17 protein-coding genes and 1 other RNA gene are annotated in these 16111 nt (G+C 31.2%); 6 read left to right on the forward strand and 12 right to left on the reverse strand.

Annotation, left to right across the window (positions count from 1 at the left end; translation table 11 throughout):
• Positions 1 to 27 precede the first annotated feature (27 nt).
• Complete coding sequence (locus G9F72_RS22645) at positions 28 to 519, forward strand: C-GCAxxG-C-C family protein (protein ID WP_164959087.1); 492 nt, start codon at positions 28 to 30, stop codon at positions 517 to 519.
• A 55-nt stretch (positions 520 to 574) separates the two neighbouring features.
• On the opposite strand, the gene G9F72_RS22650 is transcribed toward G9F72_RS22645, so the two are convergent.
• Together G9F72_RS22650 and G9F72_RS22655 are read right to left on the reverse strand one after the other, a co-directional pair.
• Positions 575 to 1045, reverse strand: a complete 471-nt coding sequence (locus G9F72_RS22650; protein WP_263487035.1) for an XdhC/CoxI family protein — start codon at positions 1043 to 1045, stop codon at positions 575 to 577.
• Between the two features lie 82 nt (positions 1046 to 1127).
• Positions 1128 to 1346, reverse strand: a complete 219-nt coding sequence (locus G9F72_RS22655; protein ID WP_224676219.1) for a hypothetical protein — start codon at positions 1344 to 1346, stop codon at positions 1128 to 1130.
• 188 nt (positions 1347 to 1534) lie between these two features.
• On the opposite strand from G9F72_RS22655, the gene G9F72_RS22660 reads away from it, so the two are divergent.
• The gene (locus G9F72_RS22660; RefSeq protein ID WP_164959088.1) at positions 1535 to 2725 is read left to right on the forward strand and encodes a pyridoxal phosphate-dependent aminotransferase; all 1191 of its coding nucleotides are present in this window, start codon (positions 1535 to 1537) and stop codon (positions 2723 to 2725) included.
• Between the two features lie 65 nt (positions 2726 to 2790).
• Here G9F72_RS22660 and G9F72_RS22665 read toward each other — a convergent pair whose 3' ends face one another.
• Positions 2791 to 3135: a hydrogenase nickel incorporation protein HypB gene (locus G9F72_RS22665; protein WP_164959089.1), complete on the reverse strand. Its 345-nt coding sequence runs from the start codon at positions 3133 to 3135 to the stop codon at positions 2791 to 2793.
• Between the two features lie 155 nt (positions 3136 to 3290).
• Here G9F72_RS22665 and G9F72_RS22670 point away from each other — a divergent pair, with 155 nt between their 5' ends.
• Entirely contained in the window at positions 3291 to 4559 is a 1269-nt protein-coding gene (locus G9F72_RS22670) for an RNA-guided endonuclease InsQ/TnpB family protein (protein ID WP_224675993.1), read from the forward strand.
• Between the two features lie 104 nt (positions 4560 to 4663).
• Here the strand turns inward: G9F72_RS22670 and G9F72_RS22675 are convergent, their stop codons facing one another.
• Both G9F72_RS22675 and G9F72_RS22680 read right to left on the reverse strand, forming a co-directional pair.
• The gene (locus G9F72_RS22675) at positions 4664 to 5062 is read right to left on the reverse strand and encodes a hydrogenase nickel incorporation protein HypB (protein WP_164959594.1); all 399 of its coding nucleotides are present in this window, start codon (positions 5060 to 5062) and stop codon (positions 4664 to 4666) included.
• Positions 5063 to 5072: 10 nt separating this feature from the next.
• On the reverse strand, positions 5073 to 5363 hold the full coding sequence (locus G9F72_RS22680) for a hydrogenase maturation nickel metallochaperone HypA (RefSeq protein WP_318010965.1): 291 nt from the start codon (positions 5361 to 5363) through the stop codon (positions 5073 to 5075).
• Positions 5364 to 5496: 133 nt separating this feature from the next.
• Between G9F72_RS22680 and G9F72_RS22685 the strand changes: the two genes are divergently transcribed.
• A complete protein-coding gene (locus tag G9F72_RS22685) occupies positions 5497 to 5859 on the forward strand; it encodes a DUF5658 family protein (RefSeq protein ID WP_224676316.1) in 363 nt (120 codons plus the stop codon).
• Positions 5860 to 6114: 255 nt separating this feature from the next.
• Complete coding sequence (locus tag G9F72_RS22690; RefSeq protein WP_164959592.1) at positions 6115 to 7227, forward strand: DUF362 domain-containing protein; 1113 nt, start codon at positions 6115 to 6117, stop codon at positions 7225 to 7227.
• Between the two features lie 252 nt (positions 7228 to 7479).
• Here the strand turns inward: G9F72_RS22690 and G9F72_RS22695 are convergent, their stop codons facing one another.
• Complete coding sequence (locus G9F72_RS22695) at positions 7480 to 9189, reverse strand: methyl-accepting chemotaxis protein (protein ID WP_164959591.1); 1710 nt, start codon at positions 9187 to 9189, stop codon at positions 7480 to 7482.
• A 484-nt stretch (positions 9190 to 9673) separates the two neighbouring features.
• Positions 9674 to 10411 (reverse strand): tRNA pseudouridine(38-40) synthase TruA, encoded by a 738-nt coding sequence (truA, locus tag G9F72_RS22700; protein ID WP_187356114.1) that lies wholly within the window; start codon positions 10409 to 10411, stop codon positions 9674 to 9676.
• Positions 10412 to 10544: 133 nt separating this feature from the next.
• Here truA and G9F72_RS22705 point away from each other — a divergent pair, with 133 nt between their 5' ends.
• A complete protein-coding gene (locus G9F72_RS22705; protein ID WP_224676220.1) occupies positions 10545 to 10718 on the forward strand; it encodes a hypothetical protein in 174 nt (57 codons plus the stop codon).
• 141 nt (positions 10719 to 10859) lie between these two features.
• Here G9F72_RS22705 and G9F72_RS22710 read toward each other — a convergent pair whose 3' ends face one another.
• From G9F72_RS22710 to G9F72_RS22730, 5 genes are all read right to left on the reverse strand, one after another.
• Complete coding sequence (locus tag G9F72_RS22710) at positions 10860 to 12224, reverse strand: VWA-like domain-containing protein (protein ID WP_164959590.1); 1365 nt, start codon at positions 12222 to 12224, stop codon at positions 10860 to 10862.
• 8 nt (positions 12225 to 12232) lie between these two features.
• Positions 12233 to 13351: an ATP-binding protein gene (locus G9F72_RS22715; RefSeq protein ID WP_164959589.1), complete on the reverse strand. Its 1119-nt coding sequence runs from the start codon at positions 13349 to 13351 to the stop codon at positions 12233 to 12235.
• Between the two features lie 13 nt (positions 13352 to 13364).
• Entirely contained in the window at positions 13365 to 14168 is an 804-nt protein-coding gene (locus tag G9F72_RS22720) for a hypothetical protein (RefSeq protein ID WP_164959588.1), read from the reverse strand.
• 233 nt (positions 14169 to 14401) lie between these two features.
• Positions 14402 to 14589, reverse strand: a non-coding RNA gene (gene ssrS, locus G9F72_RS22725) — 6S RNA.
• A 158-nt stretch (positions 14590 to 14747) separates the two neighbouring features.
• Complete coding sequence (locus G9F72_RS22730) at positions 14748 to 16103, reverse strand: serine dehydratase subunit alpha family protein (RefSeq protein ID WP_164959587.1); 1356 nt, start codon at positions 16101 to 16103, stop codon at positions 14748 to 14750.
• Between the last annotated feature and the right edge of the window lie 8 nt (positions 16104 to 16111).

The following is a 16111-nucleotide window of genomic DNA, read 5'->3' on the forward strand; positions in this document are numbered from 1 at the left end:
TGATATAATCTTTAGGGGGAATAAATAATGACTTTAGCTAACACAAAAGAATTTACAAAGGAAGAACTTCTTGATAAAGTTCAATCTAATGCAGAAGAACTTTTCAGAAGTGGTACATTCTTTTGCAGTGAATCAGTAGTGCAAACACTCAATGAATTATTAGGGAAACCATATGATGAAAATATAGTTAAACTGGCAAGTGGATTTCCAATAGGAATGGGTAAAGCAGGATGTCTCTGCGGTGCAGTTTCAGGTGGTCAAATGGCTCTAGGTATGGTATATGGTAGAGTTGAAGGTGAAGCTATGAAAGAAAAAATGTTTGAAAAAGCTAAGGGTCTTCATGACTACATTAAGAATGAATACAAATCAACTTGCTGTAGAGTAATAACAAGAGAATGGGCTGGAGATGACTTTAAAAGCGCAGCAAGAAAGAACCATTGCATTACAATTACTGGGAAAGTCGCAAGATGGATTGCAAATGAATTTATCGAAGACGGACAAGTTCAAGTAAAACAATAAAATAAGCTCTAAGCCTATATTAAGACTTAGAGCTTTATAATTATTTTAGTAATGTTTAAAAAGACTCTATTATTACATCCATGATTCCCCCACATACCATACCTTCATCTTCAGCGATAGTACCTCTCATGTCTATGCTTTGAATTTGATATCCTACATTTCTTGGAACTGAACCTTTCGTAGAAACAATTGTAATAATTGCCTTTGGAGAATTATCTTCTTTGCACAATTCCATTAATACTTCATGGTCAAATTCTGGCCAATTAGTTTTCGTAGGTCTAGTAATATCATTGGTTATATCACCTAGTCGTCTATAACTGATGACCTGAGATATAATAGAAATCGCTATCTCTTCAGGTGTAATTGCGCCTATCTCAAGACTTATAGGGGCCTTGACTTTGTTTAACTTCTCCTTAGGATACCCTTCATTTAACATTTGCTCCATGACGCTTTTAACTCGCCGTTTTGAACCAATCATTCCAACATATGCAGTATAATGTTTTAAAACTTGTCTAAGACAATCCATATCATGCCTGTGACCTCGAGTTATAATAACAACGTAAGCAGATTTATTTAAGCTAATCAAGTCGAAGCAGTGATCAAAGCTCTCACAAAATTCCAGTTTCTAAAGCATATTTTGCCTTTTGGTAAAGTAATTCATCTAAATCAGATATACGATTATAAGCATTCAAACTTTCCTCTGTAAAAAGTGTTTTATTCTGAAATGATTTATTTTCACATTTCTTGTTATCAAGCATTGTAATCATAACCGCATTATTTCCTGAGCCCACTTCTTCCAGTAAATTTTTATTGGTATCTACATTCATGATTTCATTCCTCCAACTAATTTATTTTTAGTACTGTTATTAGACTTTAACTAATTATCCCTTTTCCTTGATATTGCCATTCTACCATAAAATCTTATATGTAAACGTTTATAAATATGGTATTATTATGCTATAATTAGATTTAAGATTAACCATACTAACAAATAATAAAAAAGGGGGCTTTTAAAATGATATCTAACAAGATGAAAGACTTGGTGGCTAATAGTTCTATAATAAGAGCTATGTTTGAGGAAGGTAAAAGATTATCTAGTATTTATGGTGAAGAAAATGTATTTGATTACAGCTTGGGTAATCCAAATGTTGCACCACCTGAGATTATTAAAATTGAAATCAATAAAATTTTAAATGAAACCACTCCTAAGCTGGTACATGGTTATATGAATAATTCTGGGTATGAAGATGTTAGATCCAAAATAGCTGAATTTTTAAATAAAAAACATAATGTAAATATTTCACTCAATAACATAGTTATGACCTGTGGAGCAGCTGGGGGATTAAATATTTTGTTGAAAACATTACTTAACCCTGAGGATGAAGTTATTGCTTTCTCACCATTTTTTGGTGAATACAGAAACTATGTAAATAACTTTGATGGGAAGCTTGTAGTTGTTCCTACAGATATTGATACCTTTGAACCTGATATGCATGTATTAAAAGATATAATAAATAGCAAAACAAAAGCTATTATTATTAATTCTCCAAACAATCCAACAGGTGTTGTTTATTCTGAAAAGGTTATACAAGATTTAGCGAAATTGCTCTGTGAAAAAGAAGAGGAACTAGGTACAAGCATATATCTAATATCTGATGAACCATATAGAGAAATAGTTTATGATAATGCTTTTGTTCCATATATTCTAAAATACTATAAAAATTCATTTATTGGATATTCATATAGTAAATCATTATCACTGCCTGGTGAGAGAATAGGGTATGTAGTTGCAAATACAAATATGGATTCCTTTGAGGATATAATGAAGTCATTAAATGTGGCCAACAGAATTTTGGGCTTTGTAAATGCGCCATCACTCTTCCAAAGGGTTATTGCAAATTGCCTGGAGGCTGAAGTCGATGTCAGTATATATAAGCGTAACAGAGATATTTTATACAACCATCTTATAAAAATAGGCTTTAAATGCGTAAAACCAGAAGGGGCATTTTATTTATTCATTAGAACACCAATAGCAGATGATAAAAAATTCTGCCAGGATGCAAAACAATTCAACCTATTACTAGTCGCTGGATCAGCATTTGGATGTCCAGGCCATGCAAGGCTATCTTACTGCATTTCTTACGATAAAATAGAAAATTCATTACCAGCTTTTGATAAATTAGCTGAATTATATAAAATCAAATAATTTAAGATGAATTTGTATTAAACTTTTATGTTCTATATTTCATAAAATTATAAAAATGCTCATATTTAAAAATGAGCATTTTTTAATGTCTTTGTTTTTTTCCTTATGTATTTCGTCACCTGCTCAAATCCTGTATTTTCTGTGGATGAGACTCTAACTACCAATGTGTACGGGTTAAGAGCTTTTACTCCAGACATTAAATATTCTTCATTAAAATTTACATAAGATATAAGATCCCACTTATTTATGATAATAATATCAGCCTTTTCAAAAGCAAGAGGATATTTATATGGCTTGTCACTTCCTTCTGTAACCGTCACTATGAGCATTTTAATATCTTCGCCAATATTGAACTCTGCAGGACAAACAAGATTTCCTATGTTTTCTATCGTATTATGAAAAGAGTACACCCATCTTCTATAAGTGGGTGGTGAATTTTCATTTGGCGTTAGCCAACCTTGTAGTAACCTCTTTTATTATTTTTTTATAAATAAAGTAAATTGTTATATTTTTTTGGATATAGTAAATAATATTATTATGAATATTCAAGAGCGGAGGATTCATAATGACTAAAAAAATTACTAAATCAGTCTTATTTGGTGTTCAAAAACAACAGCTTAAGCATTTAAATTCTAGCAATTATGAAGCTCTTAGAGGACTATGTTTTTTATCTAAAAATATGTATAACGTAGCTTTATATAATATTAGACAATATTATTTTACTGAAAAGAAGTTTCTTGGATACAACAGCAATTATCACCTATGTAAATATAATGAGAATTACACTATGCTTAATAGTAATTCAGCACAGCAAATGCTGAAAGTTGCTGATAGAAACTTCAAGTCATTTTTTGCTTTAATAAAAATGGCTAAAAAAGGAGAATATCAATATAGAGATATTAAATTACCTGGGTACTTACCTAAAGATGGATTTTTTAATCTTATCTTTAATGAATTTAATTCTTCTAAAGATAAATTTTCAGTACCAATGTCAACTACTTTCAAAAGGCTTTATGGTAAGGTTGAGATTAACATACCTTCAAATTTAAAAGGTAAGGCAATTAAAGAAGTTAGGATATTACCTAAAAATGATGCAAGGTTCTTTGAAATTCAATGGGTATATGAAATTGATGAGTTCAAAGGAAATTTAAATAAAAACAACACACTTGCTATTGATTTAGGAATAGATAATTTATGTGCTTGTACTATTAATGATGGTAAAGCATTTATAATTGACGGAAAAAAACTTAAATCCATTAATCAATGGGCTAATAAGGAAAATAGTAGACTCCAATCAATTAAAGATAAGCAAAAGATTAAAACGACCACTAAAGCTCAGAAGAAACTATGGAATAAAAGGAGTAATAGAGTTAATGATTATCTCAATAAGACCGTTAGGGTAATTATTGATTATTGTTTAAATAACGATATAGGTAGTATTGTAGTTGGTTATAACCCAACTATTCAAAGAAAAGTAAATTTGGGTAAAGTCAATAATCAAAACTTTGTTAATATTCCAATTGGTAATATAAGAGAAAGGCTGACTTATCAGAGCCAAAGATATAATATTAATTTAATAGAACAAGAAGAAAGCTATACTTCAAAAGCTGATTTTTTAGCAAATGATAGTATGCCTATTTATAGTGCTTTGAATAAGAAAAGATACTTATTTAGTGGTAAAAGAATATCAAGAGGACAATACAAATCATCTAAAGACTTGATATTAAATGCTGATATAAATGGCTCACTTAATATAATGAGAAAATCTAACATAAAACAAATTAACTTAAATCATAAAGAGTATTTAAACCCCATAAGGACAAGAATAGCTTAAATGTAGGCTGGGAATAGAAATATTTACAGTATAGGGCGTACTTGGACACGCCAAAAAGAATAAGGCTGCCTAATTTATTAGGTCCAAAGTTAAAGCAAACTTCTTTATAAAAAAGGATCCCCTTCCTCTACAGGTGGGGGAGGGTTCAAAAACATAACTCCTGGCTGATTCATTTTAAATCCTTTTAAGACTGATGAAATAGTAGGCGCATCAAGGTGACATGCTCCGTATGTATTTATTTGAACTGTATCTATGCCAAGTGACGTTAAAATCTTTGTATCAATATCTGATTCTATATCCCCCTCCACCACATATGCTTTTAAATCATTAAGCTCTTTTATCAAAGAAATTATTACAGAAGTTTTCCCTGCTCCCGGTGCTCCCATTACATTTATAGCAAATATACCTGATTTTTTTAGAGTAGAATTTATTTCTTCTGCAATTTTATCATTCTGATACAGAATAGATTCCATGACCTCTATTTTTTTATTTTCATTTTTCATATTGTCCTCCTCAACTTTCTACTTCTATATATTCAACATAGAACTCCCTACCTATATCTGTAGGCTGACCCATACCACCGCAATCACTACAAACAAATGAAATCACATCAAAGTACATCTGAATAGATTCCCCTATGAACCCAGAATACTCTCCTATGACAATACCTATCTTCAGAATCTTTAAAGCCCCATTCTCCCTTGCATTACATTCTGCAATACGTATTATTTCACAGGTTATAGAATACTCATGCATTTGATCATCACCTTCTGAAATATTGTTAAATTCTTCTTTAACACTCACTTTAATATCTCCGTATATTTATTTTTTATCTGCAAACACTAGGCACATAAAAGTAAACTTTAGCATAGTATATAATAATATATTATTCATTCCACTAATATATACTACCCTTTCAATGGAGGTGTTTACATTGATGTCTTTTATAAAAGCTTATACATATGAAAATATAAAATATAAGCTTTTAATTTTATACCTGCTGAATGTAACAGATATATTATTTACTCTTTTACTGCTCTCTACAGGCCTATTTATGGAGGCAAACCTCTTAATGGTAAATGCAGTTCAAAGCGTATCTGCTAGTTTTATATTGAAAATTGTACTACCAGCAGTATTGTTATTATATATATATATTCGAATGAAAAAGGCAAGTGAAACTCAACTAAAACAATCTAATATTATTCTTAATATTATTACTGGAGTTTATATTATAATCAATTTTTCTCATTTAATATGGTTTTTGCTATTTGGGCTATTTATAATATTTCCTATGCATTAAAACTGAACCCTAATATAACTACAACACTTTAAATCATACCTTTCGATGCCTCAGCATTAACGACTTCACAAGGAGATTTAAACTCTCAGTGAAGTTTTATTTTTACGGAATTAGCTTATAATATAAGGGTACTTTAATCCTGAAATGTGCTTGTAATCGGTGCAATTCAATTGGAAAAGTTTGTTACAATATGTTATAATTATAGAATTACATAATGTAAATTGAATAAATCTGAATGTTACAGGGGGTAAGTTAATGAGCAAATCAAAAGTATATTTTACAGACTTAAGAACAAAACCAGGGTATAATCTATTAGATAAGCTTCAAAGGCTTGTAGTAGAAGCAGGTATAAAAAACATTGATTATAAAGATAAATTTGTGGCTATAAAAATTCATTTTGGAGAACCAGGAAATCTTTCTTACATTCGACCAAACTATGCTGCAAAAATTGTTAAACTTATAAAGGAGTTAGGTGGTAAGCCTTTCCTTACTGATGCAAACACCTTATACTCTGGAAGAAGATTTAATGCTGTAGATCATATTGAAGCAGCTATGGAAAATGGTTTTAATCCAATGGCAGTTGGCTGTAACGTGATTATAGCAGATGGATTAAAGGGTGGAGATTATAGAGAAATTCCAATCAACCAGAAATATTGCAAAACTGCTAAAATAGCATCCGCTATTGCGGATTCAGATATAGTTATTTCTATGACTCACTTTAAAGGTCATGAAATGACAGGCTTCGGAGGAACATTAAAGAATTTAGGTATGGGATCTGGTTCCATTGGAGGCAAGCTTGAAATGCATTCTGCTTCTAAGCCTTTAATGAAACATAGCAAATGTGTAAGTTGTGGACTCTGCATTAAAAATTGCCTACATGAGGCAATCTCATTTGATGAAAATAAAAAAGCAACTATAGATTATGATAAATGTGTTGGCTGTGGCCAATGTGTTGCAGTATGTCGTTTTGACAGCGCAACTGTAAAGTGGAATGAATCTGCTGACATTGCTAATGAAAAAATTGCAGAGTATGCCTATGCAGTTACTAAAGATAAACCAACTTTCCATATTAGCTTCATTATGAATGTTTCCCCTAATTGTGATTGTTGGAACTCAAACGATGTATCAATTGTTCCAGATATAGGTATGGCCGCATCCTTTGATCCAGTAGCCCTAGATCAAGCCTGTGTTGATATGGTTAACAGTGCAACTGCACTATATGCAACTGAGCTTTCAGATAAACATTATCATGAGGGACAAGATAAATTTTCTCATATACACCCTGATACAAATTGGAAGGTTGGCCTAGACCACGCAAAAGCTATTGGCGTTGGTACTGACGAATATGAGCTAGTAATAGTTAAATAAAAAAGTGCTATAAAAAGGAGAAAGTGAACTTTATCACTTTCTCTTATTTTTGTGTAATTATTTATAAATATAAATTATAATCATGAGGGTTATAGCATGTAGTAGTGTGATAGATAGTATCAATTATAAGTATTGATGATTTCAATTCAATAAAAAAATTGAAGATTAATTTTATTTTCTTGGATTATGCTAACAAAAATATATATTTTTTGTTATAGCATAATCTAAGAAAAAATTTTTATACCTTGAATTTTATACTTTAAATTTTTCAATCTCTTCATTTAACCCCTCTGCCATAGCATTTAGCTCTTGAGCTGTAGCAGAAAGTTGTGTAACTGCCTCTGATTGTTTTGTTACTGCAGAAGATATTTCTTCTGTAGAAGCTGATACTTCTTTTGATACAACTGCTAATTTTTCAGCCCTGCTTTTAATAAGTTCCTTTTCTTCCACTGAACTATTAAGGTCCTTATAAGCATCATTAATCTGAGGCATTGTTCTATTAACTTCATTCTGAATACTTTTAAAAGAGTCCACAGTACCTTCGATAATTCTCATTTGATTACCAAGCTTACCAGATAAAACTATTGTTAGCTCTGAAACCTCTTTAGTTCCATTGCCTACTAATTGGATAAGCTCATTTATATTCATTGATGATTCTAACACCTGTTTTGAAAGTTTCCTTATTTCCTCAGCGACTACAGCAAATCCCCTGCCAGCGTCGCCAGCTCTTGCAGCTTCAATTGCAGCATTTAATGCAAGAAGATTAGTTTGCTCAGCCACATTATTTATTACACTTGTTATTTCCCCTATTTTACCCACGTTAATGTTAAGATACTTAATACCTTCTTCTGTATGTTCAAAAGAATCTTTTACATCATGGATTGATTTCACTAAATCTTCAAGATTAACTGCACCATTATCAGCACTCTGTTTAATTTCTACACCACTCTCAGACAGTAGCCTTACTTTATTTTGAATATCATCTAGTCTATGACCAAATCTGTCTATTACTACTGCAATTTCGCTTGTATTTGCGGTCTGCTCTTCCATACCTTTAAATACACCATCTATAGCCTCCGAAACTTCTTCACTAGAAGCCGCAGCTTCTTGCCCTGAAGCTGTTAAACAATAAGATATTTTATTAAGGCCTGACACTGTATCTTTTATATGTGAAATTGTATTCTTCAAAATATACAGACTGCTATTAAGTCCATCTGTAAGTTTTTTTATTTCATCTTTACTTTTACTTTCAAAGGTAACTGTTAAGTCTCCCTTTGAAAAGTCTTCAAGTTTATCTACAATTTTAGTTAATGGTGCTGATATATTCTTAGAAATTATTAATCCAAGTACAACTGCTATTAACTGCATACCTAGAGAAACTAGTAGTGTGAAAATAATGCCATTTAGTATAACACTGTACATATTTTTAAGAGATATGCCAATATTAATGGTACCTACCAATTTAGAATCCTCATAAAAAGGTGCTGACACATTGTATACCTTTTGACCGTCAGGAGCCTTAAATATAAATCCTGCAGTCTTTTCTTCCTTTACCACGGATTTAACATCTCCTTGAGTAGTTGCAGAAGACACTGTATCTGATCCTGTACTAGGCTTTTGAACCGCTGCTGTGCTTTCTTCTTTCTTCACAGCGGTTGGATCTACATCATCACTGCTAATAAGCATCTTCATATTTGTGTCAACTAGAGACACATAAGAAATATTACCTTTCCCCTCTTTTTTAACATCTTTAATTATGGCTGTTATCTCGGCCTTTTCAACTAACTTATATTGCTTTATTTCACTACTAACAGTTCCCACTAATGTTGTTCCATCATTTTCCATCTGACTTATTACCGCTCTTTGAACAGCAAAATAGGATATTATAACAAAGGTTATGGTACAAAGTGATGTCAAAAAAATTATAGTTGCAAGTATTTTTTTCTTCTGAGAATTAAACATTTTCTCCCCCTTTTCTTAAGTATAAGTACCCCAATCCTTTACTTTATACTTTTTTCAAAATTTTATTATGTACAACGCTATAATTGTAACCCAATTTAATATTATTCTACATAATATTTTAAAATCCTTTAATAGATTTACTATTTAGTAAAAAAATGCTATAACCTTAATTTACTAAAGTCATAAATAGTATTGATAATTCAACTAAAAAAAGTAGAAAGTGAATATGCTATCACTTTCTACTTTTATGTATTTATTTATATGGATAAATTATAATAATGTTTTAAACATCAGATATATTTTCTTAGATTATGCTAACAAAAGTGTATATTACGTAGTCTGCATTTGAATAAGCCTTAGTTTTCAAAATTTATTTTATTTATAGATGCGTAAAGAAAAATCTCTTGGTTTGTATACTAAAAAATTCTCATGAGCCTTCCTATTGGACCGCTTAAAATGCTATCTGAATAATAAATATGAAATCTTAATATTCTACATTTCTTAAAGATAGCCCTTTTGATTTAGCCATTAAGCTATATTTTATATCTGTTTTTTCATTTAACAATGTTTCTATATCCTCTACCTCAAGCTTTCCTTCACCTATATCTAAAAGGCTTGCTATAACAATTCTTACCATGTTCCATAGAAAATGGTTACCATTAATTTCTATTTCTATCATACCGTTTTTCTCTGTTATGTTTATATAATTAATAGTTCTAATAGTCGATTTAGCATTATCTGTTAAAGTAGCAAACCCTTGAAAGTCATGAGTTCCAACTAAGGATTCTGCCGCAATTCTCATTACTTCTAAATTCAGTTTTCCCTCACTGTGATAAACATATTTTCTATTAAATACATTTCTTAATTCATTATTATTTATCTTATACACATATGTAATTGATTTTATGTTATATGCCACATGAAATCTTTCACTTGCTTCCACCATAGATTTCACCGCTATATCATCTGGCAAAAATTCATACAAATAATCCAACATTGCATGAATGCTTAAATCACAATTAGTATGAAAGTTTGCCATATAATTTTCAGCATGTACCCCTACATCCGTTCTTTCACAACCTGAAACCTCAATATTCTCTCCTGCCATCTTAGATAACACACTTTGAATTTTACCCTGTACCGTTAAATCATTATCCTCTTGTTTTTGCCACCCTTTATATCTACTTCCATCATATTCCAATATAATATTTAAATTTCTCATATATATCCGCCTTTAACTTATTCGATTATTCATGGTTTAATTTTACCCTATGAACTCTTTAATTATAACTTTCCTGTTAAAATAAAGCTATTATATTTATCATTAATTTTAGATAATATAAAACCTGTATTGCATGTTTACCATAGGTGTTTTTTTATGGCTTATATATGGAATCGTTACAAAACAAGCCTCTGTATCACTAGCCAACGCTATAACTCTTATATTTGTAACATTAATTTTAAAATACACTTTTTATGATTTACAAGAATCTAAGGAAGATGTGCTTAATCTTGTTTTTCGAATATAAAATTCTCGTGAGCCTGCCAGGACGGCGAGTGTGAGCGCTAGAGCATTTTATATTCGAAAAATATTAGAATTTCTAAATGGAATTTCCAGTCCTGAGCTCATATTGCAAGACACGTAGGAGAACTTTGATACTTTGTCTTCCCTAATATATTGGTTCATGATTATTCCCAGAAAAGCCATCCACCATTATATCTAGTCTCTCACCAGTATCCTCTATTATTTCTACAGCTTTTAGTTTCTTTACAATACCAAAAGGTTCCTTTAATGAAAGTTTATCGCCACGTCCTGATATAACCCACAAGGTTTTATAGCCTTTTGGCGTTACCCCTAGATTTACTTCACCCTTTCCATCTGTAAAATATATTAGTATGTTTGTATTAGTATTATTTACATAATCAAAAACCGGTGTAAATTTTGTGCCACCACCAGTTATACTTCGCTTGCGTATATTATTAATGGATTTCACCTTGTATGATTGCCTTATCTCAGTATCACATTCAAGCAGTGTTATTTCATGTTTATAAGTTTTTACTATATTAAAAACTTCTTTTATTGCTCCATGAAATTCCTCATCACTTATGCTACCACTTATATCTATAGCCAGGGTAATTCTAGCTGTATGTCCCCTAAGTTCTCCTCTTAAATCTAATCTATTTGGTTGACGTCTACTTCTTCTTGTAATCGTCTTTTTTTTGTCTCCTTCTAAAGTTCCCATCATTTTCCTTAGATACATGTTCCAAGGAATTTCACCTTTATTACCTGCAAGACTCTTAAGAATATCCTCCAAATAAAGAGGAACTTCACCCTTCTCTGCTAGTGTCGCAAATTTCTCTGTAAAATTTTTAAGAGTATCCTCATCCATTTCTGTAGATTCTTCCCACAGATCATGAGTTTTGGAAGCATCATATTGTTTTTCTATGTGCTCGTCCTTAGAATCATCCTCTTGACTTTCATCTTTTTCCTCTAATAAATTTAGAGCCATTTGAATTTTATCAGCATAATACTCCATAGTCATATAGGTCTGCATTTTTAAACTATACTTAAAATTTATACTATCTAAAGTAGTAGCAAAGTGCGGAAGATCCTTAAGATGCTGATTCACTACTATATCCATCGCCATATTAATAGCCAAGTTACTATATTTTGCTTTAAGCACTCTTCCACGATTTAAATGAAAGGATAATATGTGATAAATCTCATGTTTAATAGTGCTTTTCATTTGATCTGCCGTAAGATTCAAAAAAATATAGGGATTAAAATAAATTACATATTTAGATAATTTAAAATTCACAGCTGTAGGCGAGGTTATATCATATTTTATCTCCCTAGACATTTGAAGCAGAAAATAGCCATAGAAGTTTTCATTATCCTCTATAAGCATAAAATTAACCATAGTAACAAGTCTCAAAAATTCTTCATTAAAATCTTTTGGCATGTTTTCAATTGCCTTCACATTAGAAATTTCACCATAAAGTGAGTTCTTAAGGCTTTCAAATACTTTTCCCATAATATCACCTAGCCTTTTATCTCATTATAGGCCTTAAAATACATTTCAACGAAAGCTTCATTTTCCAAACATAACTTATAAACACCATTATAACTTTCTTTAATATCCTGCATAATCCCTATTCCTAGATCCACAGGATAACACCCCAAAAATTCTACAAATCTTTCTATATCACTGTCTGAAGTTTCTTTTCTATCTAAGTTATGTAAAATATTCTTTGCAATCAAATATAATCTAGTGTGGCTTTCTTTTTTCGCTTTTGCAATAATCTCTTGTGATAATTGTGCATTTGCAAACACCTCTTCATAAGAAATTAGAGGTTTATTATTCTCCTGTGCAAAAGCCATAAACTCATGAGCAATTCTATCCCCTAAATTTCCTTTTAGAATATTTAAAAATACTCTTTTAGGAATCTTATCACAATTTTTTTTGTAAATCATATAGCTTTTAGAAACCCGTTCAAAGCTTCTAGGAGTTGCTTTTATTTGCTCGCCCTTTAATGTACTTTGTAAATATTCTGGAAATGTAGATATAAACTCTATAACCTTTTCCTCTAGGTTATTTTCAATAGCCCAGGTCAACCAAGCTTTTGAATCACTCTCCATATAAAGCCAAACAAATCTATTTTCTTGCGCTGCATCCATATCAACTACTTGATAATCAACATCATCTCCATATTTACTAGAAGGGTTCATTGCAGCTAATATTTTTACTTTATCATCAAGCTTATACCCATTTATATCTCTGTTTAATATAAGATTCATAAGTTCTTGTTGCACTGTATGCTCACAACGGTTTATTTCATCAATAAATAAAAACACTTCTTTGCCATCATGAATTAAACTATCTATTTCCTGCAGCTTTGTGTGAACCGCATAAACAGTATTTTTTTTGCTAATAGCCCTACCTTTGGCGTCCTTAAAACTATGGTCCTCAACTGTTGGGAGACCGCCTATTTCCCCTTCCTTTAAAAGGTTTCCATCTATAATAACTAGGCTCCAACCTTTCTTTTTTGCTAGTTCTTTAGCTAAGGCAGTTTTTCCTATACCACTTTCCCCTACAATTATTGGAACTTCATCTGTTTCTATAACAAGCTCTGCGCTTTGTAATGTATCCTTAAAATTCATAACTTATCTCCTCTTAAATCATCTTCAGTTTTTCATCAACTGCTATTTTTTTGCAGGCCTTACTTCCATATTTATAAATAAAAATGGTTTTATCCATTGATATATTACCATATTTCTCATTTATACTTTCACAGTTCATAAAATTTCTTACATATTTTTCTGAAATATCTTCACTAGACAATACCTCTTTCAAAGCCCTCTCTACCTCATCCCTTGGTAGGTCATTAATAAAATATTTCATTACCAGTGGATTGTGTTTTAAAAATAATATTTTTTTATTTACATCTATATTTGTAATAAACTTTACAGCAGCTTCATTTTCCGTAATAGCCAATATCTCTGCACTTGTGGTTGCATTTTCTATATATCTTAAAGTCTCATAATTTTTTTCTATAGCTAAAAGTTGTATTTCTTCAATTGGGTTGTCTATAAATCTTATAGAGTCATAATCTTTTTCTATAGCTAATTCTTGTAATAGGGCGCTGGGGCTATTAGCATACTTTATCGCATAGCCCTTTTGGGCAAGACCCATCTCTATCAATTCTTCTGAAGGATTCTTAATAAATTCTAAAGTATTCCAGATCTTTGACACAACATATTTTTTCATATCATAAGTTGGATCTTCTATAAACTCAATGGCCATGCAATTGCTTTTTATTGCCATGTCCTGCATTTCTTCTGTAGGGTTTTTTATATAGCGTATCATTATGCCATCTTTTTTTATAGCCCTAAGCTTCATTTCCTCAGTAAGGTTTTCCATGTTTTTTATAATAATTGGGTTACTATCAATCATTTGTAGAATTTTATCATCTGTCATAAAACTTCACCTCGATACTAGGCAGCCTCATAAAAACAACTATTCAATATGTTAGTTTTTTTTATAATTGCCTTATTAATTTACTCAATTATACCATAAAAAAGAAAAGTATAAATAGTTGTTAACTGTCCCCAACTATTTCTCGGCTATTCAGAATTTCAATAATTTTCTACGAACTAAAAAAAAGAGATATTTTTCTATCTCTTTTATAAACGAACCAAAATTTTAAAATTTATAATCCAAGGTACCGTTGCCCCAATTTTTGCACCTATCTTTTCGATAGGTGGGTGTCCTCAGAGATGTTTAGCAGTCCTTGCCACTTAAATATTGGTCTTATAGGCCTAATATGCATCTAGATCTTGAACTCCCGTATTAATACTGTAGGTTGAAAATAAGAGCTTCACGAATATCCCAGAAATATGAATCTATATAAAATTTTTGAGTAAGTTTAATTACTATCTATTAAGTTCATTATATCAGAATTCAAATAAAATTCAATAGTAAATTAAGGTTTTTTAAAAAAATATAACAAGATGTAAAATATTATAATATTACACTTATTATTCACTTTGATAAGCCCTATGCCATAACACCTTGTTTCTTAAAGTATGATTTTGAATTTTCATGTAATGGAACAACCTCAAGTTCCTTTTGCATTTTCTTCATGGTCTTTAATATTACAACATCGGCAATGTTCATGCCTTCTGAAGATAAAACACCTAAGTTCGCAATTGTCTCTTCTGCAGTTTCTGCAACAATTCCATTTCTTGCAGGTACAATAGAATCATTTATAGCCAAAATTGCAGATTGCACCGCAACTGATGCTGAGGTGGAAAGCTTTAATGCACATCCTTCCTTTGCACCATCACATATCATCCCACTGGTGTTTGCAAGGGTATTCATTATAACTCCGTCTATTTGATCTTCATTAGCGCCCATTAGCCATGCTATAGCTATACCTGCACCAGTCCCTGCCGCAACACCACAAGCACAAAGTGCTGATAATCTTCCTATATAATGTTTTATATAGCTGTTCATAATATGGCTTATTGCCACAGCTTTAGCTAGTTTCTCATCATCTACATTGAATTTATTTTTATACGCCACTAAGGGTAATATTGCTGTAAGCCCATTGTTTCCGCTTCCGTTACTGCTCATAACAGATAAATTAATTCCGGACATTCTAGCGTCACTAGCGGCTGCCGTTAACATCATTGAAGAGGTCATTAGGTCCTCCGAAAGAAAACCTTGGTCTATGCTTTTCTTAAGACTAAATCCAACTCCCATTCCCATTTTTTCTTTAAGTCCAATTCTGGCTATAGTTTCATTCATTACTACGCCATCTAACATAAAAGCAATATCACTATGCGGAATTTTCTCAATCTCTTTTATAATTTCTCTTATTCTTAAACTATATAAAATGTTATTCCTCACATTGCTTTTTTTATCCTCTTTTCTTAAATCTAAAAGAACTCGACCTAGGGTTTCAATATAAACAAATCTATTATGTTTTCCGCTTATAATTACACTACAATTGCCTTTATCTGTTATAAGATTTACTTCTACATAAATCTTATCAGAAGTATCTTTAATGTCCAATGATAATTTTCCACTATGCAAAAGTTCTTTTGCAAGTCGCACTTGTTTTTCATTAATTCCTTCAAGTACTCTTAAATCCTTTTCACTTTCTCCAGCAATAAACCCAAGGGCCGCTGCAATATGAAGCCCAACCTCTTGAGTATTTGGTATACCAACTGACAATCCATTTTTATATATGTTAGGACTAACAAAAACTTCTGCACTCTCTATATAATTAAAAATCATTAATTCTTTAGCCTTTGCACAGGCAAGCGCAACGGCTACTGGCTCAGTACATCCCATGGCAGGAACAACTTCTTCTTTCAGTGTTTCAACTATAAGATTTCTTAATTTCATAAAATCAC

Origin of the sequence: Clostridium estertheticum, assembly GCF_011065935.2 — a bacterium.
Lineage (GTDB): Bacteria > Bacillota > Clostridia > Clostridiales > Clostridiaceae > Clostridium_AD > Clostridium_AD estertheticum_A.

Bases quoted from the DNA above. Each gene is read 5' to 3' on its own strand.
- G9F72_RS22645 (WP_164959087.1), top strand. From the start codon at position 28: ATGACTTTAGCTAACACAAAAGAATTTACAAAGGAAGAACTTCTTGAT.
- G9F72_RS22650 (WP_263487035.1), bottom strand. From the start codon at position 1,045: ATGGATTGTCTTAGACAAGTTTTAAAACATTATACTGCATATGTTGGA.
- G9F72_RS22655 (WP_224676219.1), bottom strand. From the start codon at position 1,346: ATGAATGTAGATACCAATAAAAATTTACTGGAAGAAGTGGGCTCAGGA.
- G9F72_RS22660 (WP_164959088.1), top strand. From the start codon at position 1,535: ATGATATCTAACAAGATGAAAGACTTGGTGGCTAATAGTTCTATAATA.
- G9F72_RS22670 (WP_224675993.1), top strand. From the start codon at position 3,291: ATGACTAAAAAAATTACTAAATCAGTCTTATTTGGTGTTCAAAAACAA.
- G9F72_RS22675 (WP_164959594.1), bottom strand. From the start codon at position 5,062: ATGAAAAATGAAAATAAAAAAATAGAGGTCATGGAATCTATTCTGTAT.
- G9F72_RS22685 (WP_224676316.1), top strand. From the start codon at position 5,497: ATGTCTTTTATAAAAGCTTATACATATGAAAATATAAAATATAAGCTT.
- G9F72_RS22690 (WP_164959592.1), top strand. From the start codon at position 6,115: ATGAGCAAATCAAAAGTATATTTTACAGACTTAAGAACAAAACCAGGG.
- G9F72_RS22695 (WP_164959591.1), bottom strand. From the start codon at position 9,189: ATGTTTAATTCTCAGAAGAAAAAAATACTTGCAACTATAATTTTTTTG.
- truA (WP_187356114.1), bottom strand. From the start codon at position 10,411: ATGAGAAATTTAAATATTATATTGGAATATGATGGAAGTAGATATAAA.
- G9F72_RS22705 (WP_224676220.1), top strand. From the start codon at position 10,545: ATGTTTACCATAGGTGTTTTTTTATGGCTTATATATGGAATCGTTACA.
- G9F72_RS22710 (WP_164959590.1), bottom strand. From the start codon at position 12,224: ATGGGAAAAGTATTTGAAAGCCTTAAGAACTCACTTTATGGTGAAATT.
- G9F72_RS22715 (WP_164959589.1), bottom strand. From the start codon at position 13,351: ATGAATTTTAAGGATACATTACAAAGCGCAGAGCTTGTTATAGAAACA.
- G9F72_RS22720 (WP_164959588.1), bottom strand. From the start codon at position 14,168: ATGACAGATGATAAAATTCTACAAATGATTGATAGTAACCCAATTATT.
- G9F72_RS22730 (WP_164959587.1), bottom strand. From the start codon at position 16,103: ATGAAATTAAGAAATCTTATAGTTGAAACACTGAAAGAAGAAGTTGTT.